This window comes from Kribbella sp. NPDC056861 (assembly GCF_040687575.1).
Lineage (GTDB): Bacteria > Actinomycetota > Actinomycetes > Propionibacteriales > Kribbellaceae > Kribbella.
On sequence record NZ_JBFBNQ010000009.1, the window covers coordinates 433160 to 450044 of the forward strand.

Genomic DNA, 16885 nt, shown 5'->3' on the forward strand with positions numbered 1-16885 from the left:
CCGCGACAACAGGAAGGGAGCCGCTCGGCAAGTGCCGGTCGGCTCCCTTCTTGTGTGCATCCCGGCCACCGAGCCGACAAGGCCGAAGGTCAGCGCCAGGGTTTGACCAGCTCGGTGATCTTCTTGGTCAGCGCCATCTGCAGAAGGGGCCCAAAGGTGACCCGCTGGACCCCTGCCTCGCGCAGATCCTCGAAGGAGCCCGACGGTGCGCCGTCGATGGGATGTGCGGTGACGTTCACCGGGCCGGACAGCTCTGCCAGCAGAACGTCGAGGCTTTTGGCATCAGGGATCTTCACTGGGTAGACGCACCGTGCGCCCGCGGCCTCGCAGGCCTGTGACCTGCGTACTGCCTCGGCCAGCGGATCGTCGAACTTCTGCACCTTGCCCATGAACGCGTCGGTGCGAGCATTGATCACCAGCTCGACGCCTGCCTGGTCCGCCGCCGCTCGTAGGGCTCCGATGTAGTCGGCGTGTTCCCGCACGTCACGCAACCGGCCTTCGCTGTGCACGGTGTCCTCGACATTGATGCCCACCGCACCCGCCTCGAGCACCCGTTCCACCAGTTCGGCTGCTGGGGTGTCGTAGCCCGACTCCACATCGGCGGTCACCGGTACGTCGACAGCCGCGGTGATCCGGCGGATCCCGTCGAGAGCGTCGTCCAGCGTCATACCCTCGTTGTCCTCCTGACCCCGGGACTCGGCCAATGGGTGACTCCCGATGCTCAGCGCCGGGAAGCCGACGTTGGCGACGGCGACGGCCGACCAGGCGTCCCAGACGGTCGGCAGTACGAGGGTTTCTCCGGTGTGGTGCAGCCGCAGCAGCTCGCCGGCTCTCGCGGCCAGGTCGGTCATCAGGCGGACCGGGCCAAGAAGCCGGTGACGGCGCCGTTGAACTCGTCGGCATGCGACACGTTGAACCCGTGCGGGGCCCCTTCGATGACGACGAGTTCGCTGTGCGAAATTGCTTTGTGTGTACGCCGGCCCGAGCCTTCGAACGGTACGACGCCATCCGCGTCGCCATGGATGACCAGGGTCGGGACGGTGACTTTGGTCAGGTCTTCGCGGAAGTCGCTGATCCCGAAGGACTGCATCGCCTCCAATGCCGCGGCCTTGTCAGCTTGCCGGCACAACCGGATGGCGTCTTGGTGCTGCTGTTCGGTGACCAGAAGGTTGCCGTCGGCATTGGCCGAGAAGAAGTCGGTTGTGAACCCGTCGTAGAACTTGTCCTGGTCGGCGGTCAGTTGTGCCGTCATCTCGGCGGCCTTCGACTTCTCCAGCGGGCCTTCTGGGTTGCCTGGTTCGTTCATCATCATCGGAGTCACCGCTGCGGCGAACACGACGCTGTGGAGCCGCTTCTGGCCGTGCTTGGCGATGTAGCGGGCCACTTCGCCGCCGCCCATCGAAAAACCCACCAGGGAAACGTCTTGCAGGTCGAGTTCTTCCAGCAGACCGGCCAGGTCGTCGGCGAGGGTGTCGTAGCTGTAGCCGGTCTTGGGTTTGTCGCTGCGCCCGAATCCGCGACGGTCGTAGGTGATCACCCGGAACCCGGCACCGCTGAACGCCGCGATCTGCTCACTCCACGACTCACCCGACAACGGCCAGCCGTGAATCAGTACGACTGGCCGGCCGTCGCCGCCGTAGTCGTCGACATGAACCTTCACGTCTTTCAGACCGAGCAGCCGCGAGTTGACCTTGATGTTCGTCATAGCACTCCCCATGAAGTGTTGCGATCAGTGTTAAAGCTGTCCGGTACCCGCCGTCGTGGCCACGACGCGGAGATGGGTGGACAGCCGGGTTACCGCTCGATGACGGATCAACTCGGCGGATTTACTGCTGTCCTTGAAGAGGCGGGCCAGGTGGGCTGTGTCGGCGGGAGTCGACCTGGTGCAGGACGCTTCCCGGCGCACCGGTATGAAACCAGCGAACGCGACTGCTTGATCGATCACGGCACTTGAAGGGCGCGCCGGCATCTTGACGGAATGTGTAGGCCGAACAGTTCCTGGGCACCGCAAGTTGTCGGCCATTCGGTGAGACGCATGCGAGGGGTACAGCCGGCTCATGTCGGTGGAAGAGGAGCGCGGCTGATGACGGACCGGATAGCTGATATCTGGGGGCCTCGTACCCCGCACGCCAAGGGCACGGTGTGGCCGGCCAGGGTTGATCTTCATCTCGCCGATGGCGTGGCCGAGGACGACGTCGACCGCTGGGTGCAAAGTGCTTGTCTGTTGTGCAGTAACGGCTGCGGATGCGATATCGCCGTGAAGGACGGGCGCATGGTCGGTGTTCGGGGCCGGGCGAGTGACGTGGTCAACCATGGCCGGATGGGACCCAAAGGCCTGTACGGCAGTACACCGTGGGCTTCGTCGCCGGACCGGCTGACGCGGCCTCTGGTGCGTGAGGCGGGCCGGTTGGTGGACTCGGACTGGGAAACCGCGATGGGCCGGATCGTCGAGGTCTCGCAACGACTGCTGGCCGACAAAGGGCCGTTGACGCACGGGTTCTACTCCAGCGGCCAGCTGTTCATAGAGGAGTACTACGCGCTGGGGGTGATCGGCAAAGCGGGGCTGGGCACGCCTCATATGGATGGCAACACCCGTCTGTGTACGGCGACCAGTGCGGCGGCGTTCAAGGAGTCGTTCGGTGCCGACGGTCAACCAGGTTCCTATACCGACATCGAACATTGCGACGCGATCTTCCTCTACGGCCACAACATGGCCGAGACCCAGACCGTGCTGTGGATGCGGATCCTGGACCGGACCCGTTCGGATGATCCGCCGGTGATTGTGTGCGTGGATCCGCGGCGGACGCCGGTGGCAGCAGAAGCCGAGCGGACGGGAGGGGTTCATCTCGCGCCGCGGGTCGGTACCAACCTGGCCTTGATGAACGGACTGACCCGTGAGCTTTTCGTCAACGGCTGGATCGACGAGCAATGGATCTTCGAACACACTGTGGGCGTTGACGACTTGCGGGAGATGGTCGACCCGTACACCCCAGAAGAAGTGGCTCGCATCTGCGGGATCGATGCCGGAGACCTGCGGCGGGCAGCCCGGATTTTCGGTGAGAGCCGCAGCGTGTTGTCCACGGTGCTGCAGGGTTTCTATCAATCACATCAGGCGACCGCCTCGTCAGTAGCCGTCCACAACTTGCACTTGCTGCGCGGCCTGATCGGCAAGGACGGATCCGGCGTCTTGCAGATGAACGGTCAGCCGACCGCACAGAACAACCGTGAGTGCGGCGCGGACGGAGACCTCCCGGCGTTTCGCAACTGGGACAACTCCGCTCATGTGCAGGAACTGGCCGATCTCTGGAACGTCGACGCGCTGAAAATCCCGCACTGGTCCCCACCGACGCACGCGATGCAGATCTTCAGCTACGCCGAAGAAGGCACCATCGAACTGCTGTGGATCGCCGCGACCAACCCGGCCGTCTCGATGCCCGAATCGGCCCGCATCCGCCGCATCCTCGACGGCGACCAGTGCTTCGTGATCGTCCAAGACCTGTTCCTCACCGAAACCGCACAACTGGCCGACGTCGTCCTGCCTGCCGCAGGCTGGGGCGAAAAGACAGGCACATTCACCAACGTCAACCGCACCGTGCACCTGTCCGACAAGGCCGTCGAGCCTCCCGGCGACGCAAAAAGTGATCTGGACATCTTCCTCATGTACGCCGCCGCGATGGACTTCCGCGACAAGGACGGCGCACCACTGATGACCTGGCAGACACCCGAGGAAGTCTTCGACGCCTGGCGTCAGGCCACCCGCGGCCGACCGGTCGACTACACCGGTCTTTCCTACGACAAGCTCCGCGGGCCCACCGGAATCCCGTGGCCGGTCAACGACCAGGCCCCCGAAGGAACCGACCGGCTCTACACCGACGCGATCTTCCCTACTGACACCGACTACTGCGAGACCTATGGTCACGACCTGCTCACCGGAGCGGCAGTCACCGAACAAGAACACCGCGCCCTGCGTCCCGACGGCCGCGCGTTTCTCAAAGGCGCCGCGTACACTCCGGCCCACGAAGTGCCCAGCGATGACTATCCGCTGCTGTTCACCACCGGCCGTACCGTGTACCAGTTCCACACCCGCACCAAGACCGGCCGCTCCCGTTCGCTGCATGATGCCGCACCTGAGGCCTGGGTCGAGTTGTCGGTAGCGGACGCAGCCCGTCTGGGAATTACCGAAGGTGACGTCGTACAGGTCGAGTCGCCTCGTGGCGCGATCGAGGTGCAGGCCCGGGTCGGGCAGGTGATGAAGGGAGCGGTGTTCGCGCCGTTCCACTACGGCTCCTGGGACCTCGACGATCCCAAGCCCGGCCATCAGTCGCGACAAGCCAACGAACTGACCATGACGGTGTGGGACCCGGTCTCAAAGCAGCCCTACTTCAAGACCGCCGCATGCCGAGTCACCAAAGTACGCGACAGCGACAACCCGTCACCTGCTCCGACCACCGCAGCTTCCGCACCCGCCGGCGACGGAGTTCCACCGACCATGGGCGGCTCACCCACGATCACCCGGCAGGTTAAGACGCCTCGCTATCCCAATGACCCGGCCGACGATCATGGCACTGCCGAGCTGGCACCAGCGGCGGGGGACCGGTGATGCACCTCACCACTTATCTCGCGCTGGCTCATCACAGTGAGCAGACCCTGGCCGGGGCTTTCCGGATCATCGGCGACGGCCACGCGAAACACCCGGACGTGCTGTTCGTCTGCCAGGCGCTGGCACAGTTCAGCGATAACCACGTAGCCCAGCTTGAGCCCGTGATGGCCCGTTATGGCAAACAAGGCCACAGCGACGTGCAAGAGCCAGAGCGGCTACACCCTGCCGGCCTGGCGGAGGTCCGCTCCGGCCCGGTAGGCCTTCTGCGCGACCTGCAAGACCTGCACGTCCTCGGCACCCTGGTACTCACCAGCTGGACCGTGATCATCCAAGCCGCCCAGGGCCTGCGCGACGAGGAGCTCCTGTACATCGCGCAGGGGGCAAGTGCTGAGACCTCCCGTCAGCTGTCCTGGCTCAACACCCGCATGAAAGCCGCAGCGCCGCAAGCACTTATCGTGGCGCCGTGACTCTGGTTGCCCTTCATCAGACGAGCGTGGTCGGGCGGTGGCGTGTACTGGATGCGCTGCACTGCGCGCACCGTGTCGCTCACCGACGTACCGGGAGCATGTCGAACCACTAGTGCGCTTTCTCGCTGACAGCGTCACCGGCAATAGTTGCAGCGGCAGCACCCCGCGACCGGCAAGTTCTTCCAGCCGGCTGGAAGAATTGAGGTCGGCCATGTCGGGTCTGTCGTTGCCGCTGCTGTTGCTGGTCTTCGTGGGCGCTGCGGCGGCGATCTGGGTGGCTGGCACCCAGCTGTCCAAACAGACCGACGTACTGTCGGTGCGCCTGCACCTGGGCTCCGCGCTGGGTGGGCTCATCTTGCTGGCCATCGCCACGAACCTGCCCGAGATCGCCATCGTGGCCAGCGCCGCGGTATCGGGCAACATCGATGTCGCGGTCGGCAACATCCTGGGCGGCATCGCGATCCAGACCGTCGTCCTGGTGGCGCTCGACGCGTTCGGCGTCCGCGGCAATCGCCCGCTGACCTACCGCGCCGCCTCGCTGGTGTTGGTCCTGGAAGCCGCGCTCGTGGTCGCGGTGCTTGCGGTCGTGATCGCCGGCAGCCAACTCCCGGACAACCTCATCGCATGGCGCCTGACCCCTGCTCCGGTGCTGATCGTCATCTTGTGGGTAGCCGGGCTGCTACTGCTGCAACGCGCCGGCAAGGCGCTGCCCTGGCACGAGTCCGGCCAAGCTCCCGACAACCAGGACAAGCCCCGCGGGCACAGCCAGCAACACAACGAGCAGCAGGCCACCGGCAAAGGCACCAGCACCACCAAGTCCGCCACCATCTTCGGCGCCGCCGCTCTGGTCACCTTGATAGCCGGCGTTGTGCTGGAACGCAGCGGCGACGCGATCGCCGACCAGATCGGCCTGTCCGGGGTGCTGTTCGGCGCCACCGTCCTGGCCGCCGCAACCTCCCTGCCTGAGCTGTCCTCCGGCCTCACATCGATCAAGCAAGGCGACTACCAGCTCGCCATCAGCGACATCTTCGGCGGCAACGCGTTCCTGCCCGTACTGTTCTTGATGGCCACCCTGCTCTCCGGCAAAGCCGTGCTGCCGCAAGCACAGTCCACCGACATATACCTCACCGCCCTCGCCATCCTGCTCACCCTCGTCTACGCCACCGGGCTTCTGTTCCGCCCGCGCCGCCGCATCGCCCGCATGGGCATCGACTCACTGATCGTCCTGATCCTGTATACCGTCGGCGTGGCCGGCCTGTTCGCCATCGCCAACTCGGGCTGAGCAGGGACCCCTGGACACAGCATCGGTGAGGTGCCGATCAGGAACTGCATTCGGGCACTGCTGAAAGTAGTCGAAGCACCAGAGGCTATGTCGAACTGATCGGCCGGGTACTGCGCGATCGTTGCCGAGTCGAGGTAGTTCACCTACCACGCCGCGACGCGGATCTCCCGAACGGGTCGGCGCGGCTCGCCCCGGCCGGCTGTGTCAATGTTCGAAGTCGGCTGCACGATGTCCGAAGTGGTCTGCAATCGGTGTGATGAAGGTAGCCGTTGGGGCGTTGGTTCCGAATAGTTGTTGCTCGGAGTGTTCCGCATGCTTCGGCCGGCCCGTATCAGTTGCCCGGGACGGCCGGTGCCGTGGGCGGTAGCCCCGGTCCGCGCCAGCCGTCCCCGGTGCGGACTCGCTCGCGCGGTCTCGGGCCAACACCTGATGGCTCAGTGGGCGCGAGACTTCAACCGGCGGCGTCAGGTGGCGGCGACGGGCTGGATCCTCAACTGCCGCTGCCATGGCCCTTACGGCTGGCTACCTGGGCGTCAGCTCGGATGCGGCGATGGTGCCATCAATGACTGCGCTGGCCACCGCGCCGAGCTGTAGGTGGTTGCGGCGGGCGTGAGCCCGGATCAGAACGAAGGCTTCGTCAACAGTGACGCCGACACGTTCAGAGATGACGCCTTTGGCCTGTTCGAGCAGGACGCGGCTGTTCAGCGCGGCCTGCAGCTGTTCGGCCAGCACTTCGCCTCGCCGAACCGTGCGTTCCTGCAGCAGCCCCACGGTGGCGATGTCGCACAGTGCCTGGCCGAGCGCGATATCGGCGTCGCTGAGGGTCGTGCGGTCGGTGCAGAACAGGTTCAGCACCCCGATCACCTGCCCCCTCAGGCGTAGCGGGATGGCGTGGGTGGAGCGGTAGCCGGCGGCAATGGTCGCTGCGCGGAATCTCGGCCAGCGTTCCTCGACTTCGTCCAGGTCGATGTTGACGATTTTTTCGCCGGTCGAGTAGCAGTCCAGACAGGGGCCTTCGTCATTCTGTAGTACGAACAGTTCCAGCAGTCTGGCTTCCTCGGTGGTTGAGGCCATCACGTGCAGCAGTCCGCGCTGGTCGGCCAGGATCAGGCCGGCCGCGTCAGCCTGCAGCAGCTCGACACCGCGATCACACAGGACGTGGAGGAGGTCGAGGACGTCGTAGTCGTCGACGAGGGTGTCGGCGAGTTCGATGAACACCTCGGCGAGACGCTGCTCCCTGCTCATTTGCTTGCCGCCTTTCCAGGCCGGTACCGCCTGCGTGCTCGGCGTGGGGTTGTTATTCATGATGGTCTTCCTCGGGGTGAAAGGTCACTGTCCGGGCGACCACGTTTTCGGCGAGCTCGAGCAGCGGCCGTTCTTCGGCATAGGCGCGGACCCGTAGCAGCAGCAGCGCCTCGTTCATGCCGACCGAGGCTTGGACGGTGATGATGCCGGTGGCCTGGTGGATGGCGCGGTGGCTGTCGGCGGCGTCGGCCAACTGGGGGTGCAGCCCGCCGGGTGCTTCGTCGTACTGAAGGTCGAGCAAGATGGTTGCCGCGGCGGCCGCGTAGTCGAGCGCTTCGCCCAGCTGCAGGCCGTCCAGTGGCCCGGGGGTGTCGCGGTAGAGATCGAGGACACCGAGCCGGATCGCGCCGACCTGGAGCGGGAACGCGAAGACCGCCGCGATCCCGGACTCGGTCGCGGCCGGCACGAACCCGGGCCAGCGCGCACCGGCCTCGGCGAGATCGTGTTCCAGGACTGGTCGCCGGTCGTGGAACGCGGTCAGGCACGGGCCTTCGCCGAGGGTCTGCTGAAGGTTCTCCATCGCCGCTGCCGGGCCGTCGGTGGCGGCCAGGGTACGGCCGTGGCCGGCCTGCGTCATCAGCGCCACTCCGGCGCCGCTGACCGGCACCGACCTGGTCGCCGAGGCGCACAGGCGGGCCCAGACGGTGTCGCCGTCGAGGCCGGGTGGATCGGGCTGGTCCATGGCCAGTACCTCGAGCAGGATCTGCCGAACGCGTAGCGATGCCACTGTCACACCAGTTCCGGGCCGGTACTCGCGCGCCGTGAACGATGGACCGTGATCACACGGCCGTGACGTCGCCTGCCCATGGTGCCCCCGGCCACGGTCGTCGAAACGAGGCCTGCCGGGCGCTGGGCCAAGCAGCCGAGCGCGTGGGAGGCGGACCATCCGGGTGCCGCTGTTGTGGCTCGCGACCAGGCCGATGACGTCACGGGCGGGATCTCCGTCGCGGCCGGCCGGCTGGGAGGAGCCCGGAGACCACGACGTCGTGCGCGATGTCGCGCAGCTTGATGTTGTGGTCTTGGGAGTAGCGGCGCAGCACCTCGAACGCGCGGGCGCCGTCCAGACGGTAGCGCTCCATCACGATGCCCTGGGCCTGCGCGACCACGGTGCAGGTGCCGATCGCCTCCGACAGCTCAGCCGCGGCCCGGACCGCGCCGATCGTCAACGCAGCCTGGACCGCGATCAGCTGCGCGGCTGCTTGCTCGGTGGCGCTGAACCCTCTGGAATGCGCCGCGTAGAAGCCGATCACACCGAACGAGTCCCGGCCCGCAGCCAGTTCGACGCCGAAGACGCTGCACTCGCGCGACGTCGGCGCCGCGAGCTCGCCGACCGGCCGCGGCGCGGGTTGGGGTCGCGGATCGGAGGAGACGGTGATCGCGGCGTACCGCTTGGTCGCCCGGAGCCTGATCGTTGCCCACTCGCAGTGTCCGCCGACGACCGCCAACTCCAGCACCGTCCGCAGTACCTGGTCAAGGCCAGGAGCCAGATCGGACACCGACGGAACGGGCGCCGTGGCGGCACCCGGCTGCGGCACGGTGATGGTCATACCGGCCGGCCCGCCCGGCGAGATCCGTCGCCGGCGGCCGGCCGGTCGGCTGTCTGCAGGTCTTTCAGGCCGGAACACAGCAACATCGCCACGACCGGTTCCGTCACGTCGAGCAGGCCGGCGACGTCACCGATCGTGTGGTCGCCGCACTGCACCAGCGCCACCGCCGAACGCTGCTGTCGGGCGAGTTCGGCCAGACCGGCCATCATGGCCGACCCGCTGCCTGGACGTGAGGAGGAAGTGGTGTCCAGGCAGCGGGTCGCGTACAGGTAGGTCAGCCGGGCCAGCTCGCGGCGCAAACTGCCACCGCCGCTCGCGGTCGCGGTGGCGCCGGGGTCGATGCAGGCGCGGGCGATGACCTCGACCACGACAGTCTCGGCCCGGGCCGGGTAGCCCAGGATCGCGCGGGCAAGACCGAACAGCGCGGCGCCGTGACGGTCACACAGCTCACCGACCGCCCAGGCGTCACCAGAGCCTGCAGCCTCCAGCAGTCGCGACAAGCCAACGAGCTGACCATGACGGTGATCGCGCCGATCGGCTGCCCATTCGACCCCGGGGCTCGCCAGCCGTGGCGAGCGGCGCGTGGAAAGAACTGTGTGTGACATGCAAGACCCCCAGATGGGCGCTCCGATGGAGAGCCGCCGAGGTCTTGGGCAGCACTGATGCTGTGAGCAAAACGTACCCGTCCGTGTCGCGATGAAACAGCCTCAGAGTTCGTACGTACGACTAGGACAAGCAAGACGGGGCCAGTTCCGGCCGATCCAGCGGACTATTTGCTACGAACACCATCTTGTCGGCAGCCGGCTGCCCGGATGCCATCACGCAGAACGCAGGTACCACGCGCAGGCCACAGACGGATGCGCCTAACGACGCTCCCCCAGACCTTGGGCCACCACGATCGCTGGATGCGGTGATGGATCAAGTCGCCCACGGTGACCGTGACGCGTTCGTCGCCGTCTCTGACGCGACCGCGTCCCGGGCTTTCAGGATCGCGCTGCAGGTACCGTGCAATTGAGCCTGGGCTGAGGACCGCGATCGCAACCACGTTGCTCGTGAGGCGGCCGGGACCAGCCTCGACCTCACCGCCGAAGCCGCGCCAGGAGTTCCGATATCGAGCACGTCCGCGGCTGCCTGAATGCCCTCACCGACCTCCAGCGCCAGGCCATTGTGCTGGCCTTCTACGAGGGCTACACGTACCCCGAAGTCGCCGACCTGCTCAGCGTCAAGCTGCCCACCGTCAAAGCCCGGATCCGCGACGGCCTGCTCCGACTCCGCGACAGCCTCACCACGGCGGGCATCGCATGACCGCGCGCATCACAGCACCGGCGATCACCACGACCCACTCGTACGCCCAGTCCACGTCCGCGGTGTCGCGGCAGGTCACGATCGAGGTCAGCGACGGTCTTGTCACGCTCACCGCCACCGGTCAGGTTGACCGGCTGACCTCGGCGACGTCGCGCGAGGACCTGTTGGAGGTGTGGCCGGTGTGCGTGGGGATCCTGACAGTCGACCTGTCGGGCTGCACGTACCTCAGTGTCGATGCCGTCCGTGCACTGCAGGAGGTCTGGCGTTGGCCGACCCGGGCCCGCGGCGAGCTGCGCGTGATCGCCGGCCTTCCGGACGTCACCGCAGCACTGGACGCCAGCGTGGAAGAGGACGGATGACCGATCAAGCAGGCAGGTTCGGTGACATGGCGATGAACCTACACAATCAGGTCGGAGTACTAAGCAAGGTCTCACCACGAACGCTGCAACGGCCACCATCCAGAAAACGAGGACGACGTGTCGCGGCGCCGCACCGGTCGCGTCGCGGAGTCGGCTGAGCTGCCGCGGATCTCGCGAGCAAGGTCGGACTTCGAGGGCAGCGTGGTACCGAGCTGGAACTCGATCATGTCAGTGCGGGACGTCGCGGATGTGCTCCCAGAAGAGTTCTCGTGTCGTGGGTACGGCACTCACGTAGAGGATGGTTTTGTCGCGAGGCAGCCCGGTTGATCAGTTGGTACTCCGGTGGTGAGCCGATCGCCTGCTTTGGCGAGCGTGACTACGGCGTTGCCGGTGCCGAGGTCAGCGTGGAATTCTGCTCGCGTTTACTGGGCGGGGTGTTGCTCGTTCCCGAGTGTGCTGGAGTTTTCCGGCTGAACTGCTGCTTGGCCGGGTTCCTCGCAGAGCGCGATCAGTCACTGCCGGAGGTGAATTCCGACGGCGCGAGGGTGCCGTCGATGACGGCGCTGGCGACGGCTGTGAGCTGTCGGCGATTGCGACGAGCGTAGGCCCGGAGCAGGGTAAAGGCGTGTTCGACGGTGATGCCGGCGCGTTCGGAGATGACGCCTTTGGCTTGCTCGAGCAGGACGCGGCTGTTCAGCGTGGTGTCGGCGAGTTCGTTAAACATCTCTCCCGGCTCATTTGCTGCCGCCTTTCCAGGCCTGGCTGGCCCCGCTGCACGGGGTGGTGGGGTTATCAGCAGCGCTTCGTTCATGCTGACGCCGGCCTGGACGGCGATGATGCCGGTGGCCTGGTGGATATCGCGGTGGCTGTCGACGGCATGGACGAACTGGGAATGCAGCTTGTCGGGGGTGGTGTCGTGTTGCAGGTCGAGCAGGATGGTCGTCGCGGCGGCGGCGTAGTCGAGCGCTTCGCCGAGCTGCAGGCTGTCCAGCGGGCCGGGGGTGTTGCGGTAGAGGTCGAGCACCCCGAGCCGAACTGCGCCCGCCTGGAGCGGGAACGCGAAAACCGCCGCGATTCCGGATTCGGTTGCTGCGGGCGCGAACCCCGGCCAGTGCGCACCAGCACCGGCCCGGTCGTGCTCGAGGACCGGACGCTGGTCGTGGAACGCGGTCAGCCACGGGCCTTCCCCGAGAGACTGCTGGAGGTTCTCCATCACCTGGGCTGGCCCGTTGGTTGCGGCGAGGGTGCCGCTGTGCCCGGCGGTGGTCATCAGTCAGCGACGCTGGCGCCGCTGACTGGTATTGATCTGGTCGCAGATGCGCACAGTCGGTGCCAGACGGTGTCGCCGTCGAGGCCGGGCGGGTTTGGCTGGTCGAGGACCAGCACCTCGAGCAGGATCTGCCGTACGCGAAGAGACGCCACCGTGTCACACCAGTTCCGGGCCGGTACTCGCGCGCTGTGATCGGGAGGCCGTGATCGCACGGTTGGGACGTCGCCTGCTCACGGTGCCCGCTGCCTCGATCTTCAACCGGCTCCCGAGCTGCCGCGATTGCGGGCATCGGGGTGCCTCGCGGCCGTAGTCGGCGGTCATACCGGCTGGGCTGCTGCCCGGTGGAGACTTCTGCCGGCAGCGCGCTAGCCGTTGGCCTGCGCGTCCTCCAGGCCGGAGCACAACAGCATCGCCACGACCGGGATGGGCAGGTCTAGCAGGTCGGCGACGCCACTCATGGTGTGGTCGCCGCATTGCACCAGGGCGACCGCCGAACGCTGCTGGCGTGCGAGCTCGGCTACTGCGGTGATGGTGGTCATGGCCGACCCGCTGCCTGAACGTGAGGAGGTGGTGTCCAGGCAGCGGGTGGCGTACAGGTAGGTGAGCCGGGCAGCTCGCGGCGCAAACTGCCACTTCCACTCGAGGTCGTGGTGGCGCCGGGATCGGTGCAGGCGCGGGTGATGACCTCGACCACGACGGTCTCGGCCTCGCCCGGGCCACCGAGGATCGCGCGGGCCAGGCCGAACAGCGGCGGCACCGTGACGGTCACACAACTGATCGACAGCCCAGTGATCACCGGCACCGGCGGCTTCCAGCAGCTCGCGGCGATCGACGGCCCACTCGACCCCGCGCGTCACCGGCGCGAAGAGGTAGGGCATGGAGGAATGCGGCGTGGAAACGGCGGTGCGAGACATGAAACCCCCAGCTAGGCATTGCGTGGAAAGCGGCCGGGGTCTGGGGCAGCACTGACGCTGTAGCTGACCCGATAACCTGCCCGATCGGTGCGAAACTGCCCCGGCCTGCTCTAGTCCCGGCGCGAGCGGCTGATCGTCAACGGAGACGTCACCTGTTCACGGTCCCCGCCCGAACTGGTGACGTCTCCGCCTTCTTCGATTCGCCCCGGCGTCAGCTGCAGGGTTCCTCGTCATCCGCAGCTCGCCTGGCGCGAGTGGCGTCGGTACCCCGCCGTGCACCGATCCACACCGCGCGCCGCGACAGACCTCTGCAGCCGATAGCCGCCGGCCCTTAAAGGGGGCCTGACCGTTCAGCCGCGGACGTCGTCTTTGGATACGGGTGGGATGGTTGAAGTAAGCAGGCCAAGACCCCGCCTTACAGGGCGTTGATGTGGGGTCATTGATGGCACGTCACAGGGGACAATCACGCTCGTCGGCATCATCGGCGCGAAAAACCGCCAGGTCAGCTCAACCCGAAAGGCAGCGCCCGGGGCTACGGGTGTTGCTGCTGGGCATCACCGCCGTCGTGCTGGTGTGGACCGGCCACGAAGTGACCTGGGCACTGCCGGCCCGCAGCGGGGCGCTTTGGCTGCTCGACACCATCGGGATCGCGATTGCTGCCGCGACCACCAAGGCGACGCTGACGAGACCGGGCCGGCATTGGCCGGCCGTCGCCATTGCTGTCGTGCTGGTCATGGTTTTCGCCACGTCCTGAGGTTGTGCGTACGCGCCGAACGAAGAACTCCCGGACAGGCTGGGCGGTTAGTTGACGTCGCCGGGCGGCCAGGTCCACTATCGATTGGTAGGCAGGTGGATCCTGCCGTCCGTCAACGGCTGACGACCATCCGGATCCCTGCCTATCGCCACGTCTATTCAGCAGTACCGTCACCGGATCGTCGCGCCGAACAGGACACCGGTCGGCGTCGAAGTCGTCACCGCGCGCTTGGCCAACGCCCTGTACAAGACAGCTCTGGTTCATCTGATGACCGTCGAGGCTGCCGGGAGCGGCGCACCAGCACCTCGCAGCACAACCAGGAACGCCACCAGCCCGGATCCTGACGGCGGCGTCGCTCTCGAGCTCGTGGTTTACACCGCGTCCCGGCTGTCGACCGACCTGCGCCAGCTCGACGCCGAACTTTTCACCGACCCCGGCGTCATCGCGGCGGCCACCGAGGCCGCCGCCGGCCTGGCCCTGCTCCTCGAAGCCTGTACCACCCGCAGCCCCGACGACCCCCATACCGCAGGCTCCACCAGCAACCTTCGCCAAGCCGCCGACCATCTCGCCACCGCCGCCGACCGCGTCAACAACCTGCTCACCGCCGGCCACGACACCAGCGCCGGCGACCTCATCACGCCCCGCCCCACTGATCCCGCCATCGGACCCACCCAGCACTAACCCCAACACCTCTGAGGTCGCTGTTCGGTCTGCCCTGACCAGAGCGTGGTCGATGCCTGGTCACCCTTCTTTTCCGGTGCCGGGCACGACGGGGTGTCCGTTACGCAGAACGCAGGTACTGTCACTGACAGGCCCTCTTGTCCGAGCGGGCCAGGCGACGCTGCCCCAGACCTAGGCGGCACACCTTCGTGTGTACCTGCCCTTGGGGAAGTTGGCTTGCGTATGTCTTTGACACCGATCTTCATTCAGACCACCACCGGGCCGCCCCCGCCGCTGGCCGCGGTGATGAGCCAGGTCGCCGAAGGTGACCGCGAAGCGTTCGCGATCCTGTACGACGCGACAGCGCCGCGGGCTTTCGGGATCGCGCGTCGTGTCCTGCGCAACGAGGCGCTGGCCGAAGAGGTCGCCCAAGACGTCATGATCGAGGTGTGGCGCACCGCTACCCGCTACCACCCGGGCCGGGGGTCGGTGGAAACCTGGGTCACCACGATCGCGCACCGCCGCGCTGTCGACCGGGTCCGTAGAGAACGCGCCGCCAAGGACCGCGATCTCGACCACAGCGCCAGAGCTGCGGCACTGATCAGCTTCGACCTGACCGCCGAAGAAGGCACCCGGCTGTCCGAGATGACCTCCGTCCGCGGCTGCCTGAAATCGCTGACCGACCTTCAGCTCCAGGCGGTGGTACTGGCCTTCTACGACGGCTACACCTACCTCGAGGTCGCCGGCCTGCTCGACGCGAAACTACCCGCGGTCAAAGCCCGGATCCGCGACGGCCTGCGCCGGCTCCGCAGCTGCCTGACCACGATCGGGATCGCATGAGCACCACGCCAAACCCGACCACGACTCTCCACCCGCCCATTCCGGAGGCAGGAGCGCGGCAGGTCATGACCGAAGTGACCGACGGGGTGGTCACGCTTACCGTGATCGGTCACGTCGACCGGTTGATCGCGGCAACGTTTCGCGAGGAACTGTTCGAAGTATGGCCGGTGTGCGCCGGGACCCTGACAGTCGATCTGTCGGCCTGCACCTACCTGAACAACGACGCCGTCCGCGCGCTGCAGGAAGTCTGGCGCCGACCGACCCGGGCCCGCGGCGAACTGCGGGTGATCGCCTCCCACCCCGCCATCACCGACGCCCTCGATACCGCGAACATCCCCAGAATCCGCACCCCTCAGAACTGACCTACGAATCGGCCCGAAGGTGCCTGGTTACTCGCCGCAAACTTAGGCACGATCTATGCTCGAGGCACTCGTTAACGCCAAGCAGACCGCGCCGGGGGTCTCTTTGGCGCGCCCGGTGCGTAGGAGATCGATGACTGACCAAGCCGGCGAGTTCGGTGACATGGCGATGAACCTGCACGACCAGGTCGGAGTACTGGCCACTGTTGAAGCGGTGCTGGAGTTCGCGGTCGAAGCGCTCCACTACGACTCCGCGTCGGTGATGCTGATGAACCGCCGCCGCGCCGAGACCATCGCCGCGACCGATCCGCTCGTCACCACCGCGGACCAGCTCCAGATCGACCTTGGCGAAGGCCCCAGCCTGCTGGCCATCGCCGACCACGACGACGTGCTCGTCAAAGACACCGTCATTGACGACCGGTGGCCCAAATGGGCACCGACCGCGGCCGCGAGCGGGATCCGCAGCGCGCTCGCGATCCGGCTGTTTACCGCGCATTCCACCAGCGGAGTTCTCAATCTCGTCTCGACCAAGCCCTACGTGTTCGGCGAGGGAGACCTCGAGGCCGCCCAACTCCTCGCGCTGCACGCCTCGATCGCGGTCGCTTCGGCTCGCTCCGAGGCCTCCCTGAATCTGGCCATCGACTCCCGCAAAAACGTCGGCCAGGCCGTCGGGCGGCTGATGGAGCGCTACAAACTGGATGCCATCCAGGCGTTCGCGACGCTGCAGCGCTACTCCCAAGACCGCAACCAGCGCCTGCACGACATCGCCCAGCACGTCATCGCCCACGGCCAGCTCCCCGACTAGCCGATCGGCGGAGTGTTGCTGCGGTGGCGGGCCTGATGATGCGGAGGCATCTCTTATGCATTTCGGCCGGCCGGGCCAGGGTGTGCCCGGATGGATACTGCCGTTCGGGCACACACACCTTTTTGCGGAGGTGCGGGTGAGGTTGAGGACCTTGAGGCCCCCGCAGTATGACTCCATCGAACCTACCGCGCCAGCCAGTACGCCGATCAGCCGGTTCCGCCCCTACGGGCTCACAGTCGTCCAACCCCGACCGAGCCGTCGGTGGCTGGCTGATGTAGTCGGTCCGCAGTGAGCGCTATTTCTTTCGAAGCAGGTAGACGTCGCCGTTGCCTGATCGATCGCTGTTGAAGATGAGGTCGGTGTTGTTGATGAATGACGCATGGGCGTGCAGTAGCTCGTTGCTATGGCTTTCTTCGGA

Annotated in this window: 19 protein-coding genes; 10 read left to right on the plus strand and 9 right to left on the minus strand. The window is 66.5% G+C overall.

Annotation, left to right across the window (positions count from 1 at the left end):
• Positions 1 to 89: 89 nt before the first annotated feature.
• Both AB0P21_RS38970 and AB0P21_RS38975 read right to left on the minus strand, forming a co-directional pair.
• Positions 90 to 851 (minus strand): isocitrate lyase/phosphoenolpyruvate mutase family protein, encoded by a 762-nt coding sequence (locus AB0P21_RS38970; protein WP_363704111.1) that lies wholly within the window; start codon positions 849 to 851, stop codon positions 90 to 92.
• Positions 851 to 1705: an alpha/beta hydrolase gene (locus AB0P21_RS38975; protein ID WP_363704113.1), complete on the minus strand. Its 855-nt coding sequence runs from the start codon at positions 1703 to 1705 to the stop codon at positions 851 to 853. The genes AB0P21_RS38970 and AB0P21_RS38975 overlap by 1 nt, the downstream gene beginning before the upstream one ends.
• A 378-nt stretch (positions 1706 to 2083) precedes the next feature.
• On the opposite strand from AB0P21_RS38975, the gene AB0P21_RS38980 reads away from it, so the two are divergent.
• The 3 genes from AB0P21_RS38980 (at position 2084) to AB0P21_RS38990 (ending at position 6349) form a co-directional block, all read left to right on the plus strand.
• Positions 2084 to 4600, plus strand: coding sequence for a molybdopterin oxidoreductase family protein (locus AB0P21_RS38980; RefSeq protein WP_363704115.1), 2517 nt, complete (start codon positions 2084 to 2086; stop codon positions 4598 to 4600).
• The gene (locus tag AB0P21_RS38985; RefSeq protein ID WP_363704117.1) at positions 4600 to 5067 is read left to right on the plus strand and encodes a hypothetical protein; all 468 of its coding nucleotides are present in this window, start codon (positions 4600 to 4602) and stop codon (positions 5065 to 5067) included. Before AB0P21_RS38980 ends, AB0P21_RS38985 begins: the two co-directional genes overlap by 1 nt.
• Positions 5068 to 5278: 211 nt before the next feature.
• Positions 5279 to 6349 (plus strand): hypothetical protein, encoded by a 1071-nt coding sequence (locus AB0P21_RS38990; RefSeq protein WP_363704119.1) that lies wholly within the window; start codon positions 5279 to 5281, stop codon positions 6347 to 6349.
• Positions 6350 to 6871: 522 nt separating this feature from the next.
• On the opposite strand, the gene AB0P21_RS38995 is transcribed toward AB0P21_RS38990, so the two are convergent.
• The 4 genes from AB0P21_RS38995 to AB0P21_RS39010 form a co-directional block, all read right to left on the minus strand.
• Positions 6872 to 7567 carry a GAF and ANTAR domain-containing protein gene (locus tag AB0P21_RS38995; protein ID WP_363704121.1) on the minus strand — a complete coding sequence of 232 codons (696 nt, stop codon included), beginning with the start codon at positions 7565 to 7567 and terminating at the stop codon, positions 6872 to 6874.
• A 79-nt stretch (positions 7568 to 7646) separates the two neighbouring features.
• On the minus strand, positions 7647 to 8381 hold the full coding sequence (locus AB0P21_RS39000) for a GAF and ANTAR domain-containing protein (protein WP_363704123.1): 735 nt from the start codon (positions 8379 to 8381) through the stop codon (positions 7647 to 7649).
• A 199-nt stretch (positions 8382 to 8580) separates the two neighbouring features.
• Positions 8581 to 9201: an ANTAR domain-containing protein gene (locus tag AB0P21_RS39005; protein WP_363704125.1), complete on the minus strand. Its 621-nt coding sequence runs from the start codon at positions 9199 to 9201 to the stop codon at positions 8581 to 8583.
• The gene (locus AB0P21_RS39010) at positions 9198 to 9701 is read right to left on the minus strand and encodes a hypothetical protein (RefSeq protein ID WP_363704127.1); all 504 of its coding nucleotides are present in this window, start codon (positions 9699 to 9701) and stop codon (positions 9198 to 9200) included. Before AB0P21_RS39010 ends, AB0P21_RS39005 begins: the two co-directional genes overlap by 4 nt.
• A gap of 631 nt (positions 9702 to 10332) precedes the next feature.
• Between AB0P21_RS39010 and AB0P21_RS39015 the strand changes: the two genes are divergently transcribed.
• Together AB0P21_RS39015 and AB0P21_RS39020 are read left to right on the plus strand one after the other, a co-directional pair.
• Positions 10333 to 10506 carry a sigma factor-like helix-turn-helix DNA-binding protein gene (locus AB0P21_RS39015; RefSeq protein WP_363704161.1) on the plus strand — a complete coding sequence of 58 codons (174 nt, stop codon included), beginning with the start codon at positions 10333 to 10335 and terminating at the stop codon, positions 10504 to 10506.
• Positions 10503 to 10865, plus strand: coding sequence for an STAS domain-containing protein (locus AB0P21_RS39020; RefSeq protein WP_363704129.1), 363 nt, complete (start codon positions 10503 to 10505; stop codon positions 10863 to 10865). Before AB0P21_RS39015 ends, AB0P21_RS39020 begins: the two co-directional genes overlap by 4 nt.
• Positions 10866 to 11373: 508 nt before the next feature.
• On the opposite strand, the gene AB0P21_RS39025 is transcribed toward AB0P21_RS39020, so the two are convergent.
• The 3 genes from AB0P21_RS39025 to AB0P21_RS39035 form a co-directional block, all read right to left on the minus strand.
• A complete protein-coding gene (locus AB0P21_RS39025) occupies positions 11374 to 12135 on the minus strand; it encodes a GAF and ANTAR domain-containing protein (RefSeq protein ID WP_363704131.1) in 762 nt (253 codons plus the stop codon).
• Positions 12136 to 12500: 365 nt separating this feature from the next.
• Positions 12501 to 12674, minus strand: coding sequence for a hypothetical protein (locus AB0P21_RS39030; protein ID WP_363704133.1), 174 nt, complete (start codon positions 12672 to 12674; stop codon positions 12501 to 12503).
• On the minus strand, positions 12671 to 12937 hold the full coding sequence (locus tag AB0P21_RS39035) for a hypothetical protein (RefSeq protein WP_363704135.1): 267 nt from the start codon (positions 12935 to 12937) through the stop codon (positions 12671 to 12673). Before AB0P21_RS39035 ends, AB0P21_RS39030 begins: the two co-directional genes overlap by 4 nt.
• 650 nt (positions 12938 to 13587) lie before the next feature.
• Here AB0P21_RS39035 and AB0P21_RS39040 point away from each other — a divergent pair.
• From AB0P21_RS39040 to AB0P21_RS39060, 5 genes are all read left to right on the plus strand, one after another.
• Positions 13588 to 13803, plus strand: a complete 216-nt coding sequence (locus AB0P21_RS39040; RefSeq protein WP_363704137.1) for a hypothetical protein — start codon at positions 13588 to 13590, stop codon at positions 13801 to 13803.
• 177 nt (positions 13804 to 13980) lie between these two features.
• On the plus strand, positions 13981 to 14484 hold the full coding sequence (locus AB0P21_RS39045) for a DUF6245 family protein (protein WP_363704163.1): 504 nt from the start codon (positions 13981 to 13983) through the stop codon (positions 14482 to 14484).
• A gap of 222 nt (positions 14485 to 14706) precedes the next feature.
• Positions 14707 to 15303, plus strand: coding sequence for an ECF RNA polymerase sigma factor SigK (sigK, locus tag AB0P21_RS39050; RefSeq protein WP_363704139.1), 597 nt, complete (start codon positions 14707 to 14709; stop codon positions 15301 to 15303).
• A 65-nt stretch (positions 15304 to 15368) separates the two neighbouring features.
• Positions 15369 to 15665, plus strand: a complete 297-nt coding sequence (locus AB0P21_RS39055) for an STAS domain-containing protein (RefSeq protein ID WP_363704141.1) — start codon at positions 15369 to 15371, stop codon at positions 15663 to 15665.
• A gap of 130 nt (positions 15666 to 15795) precedes the next feature.
• On the plus strand, positions 15796 to 16467 hold the full coding sequence (locus AB0P21_RS39060; protein WP_363704143.1) for a GAF and ANTAR domain-containing protein: 672 nt from the start codon (positions 15796 to 15798) through the stop codon (positions 16465 to 16467).
• Positions 16468 to 16885 lie beyond the last annotated feature (418 nt).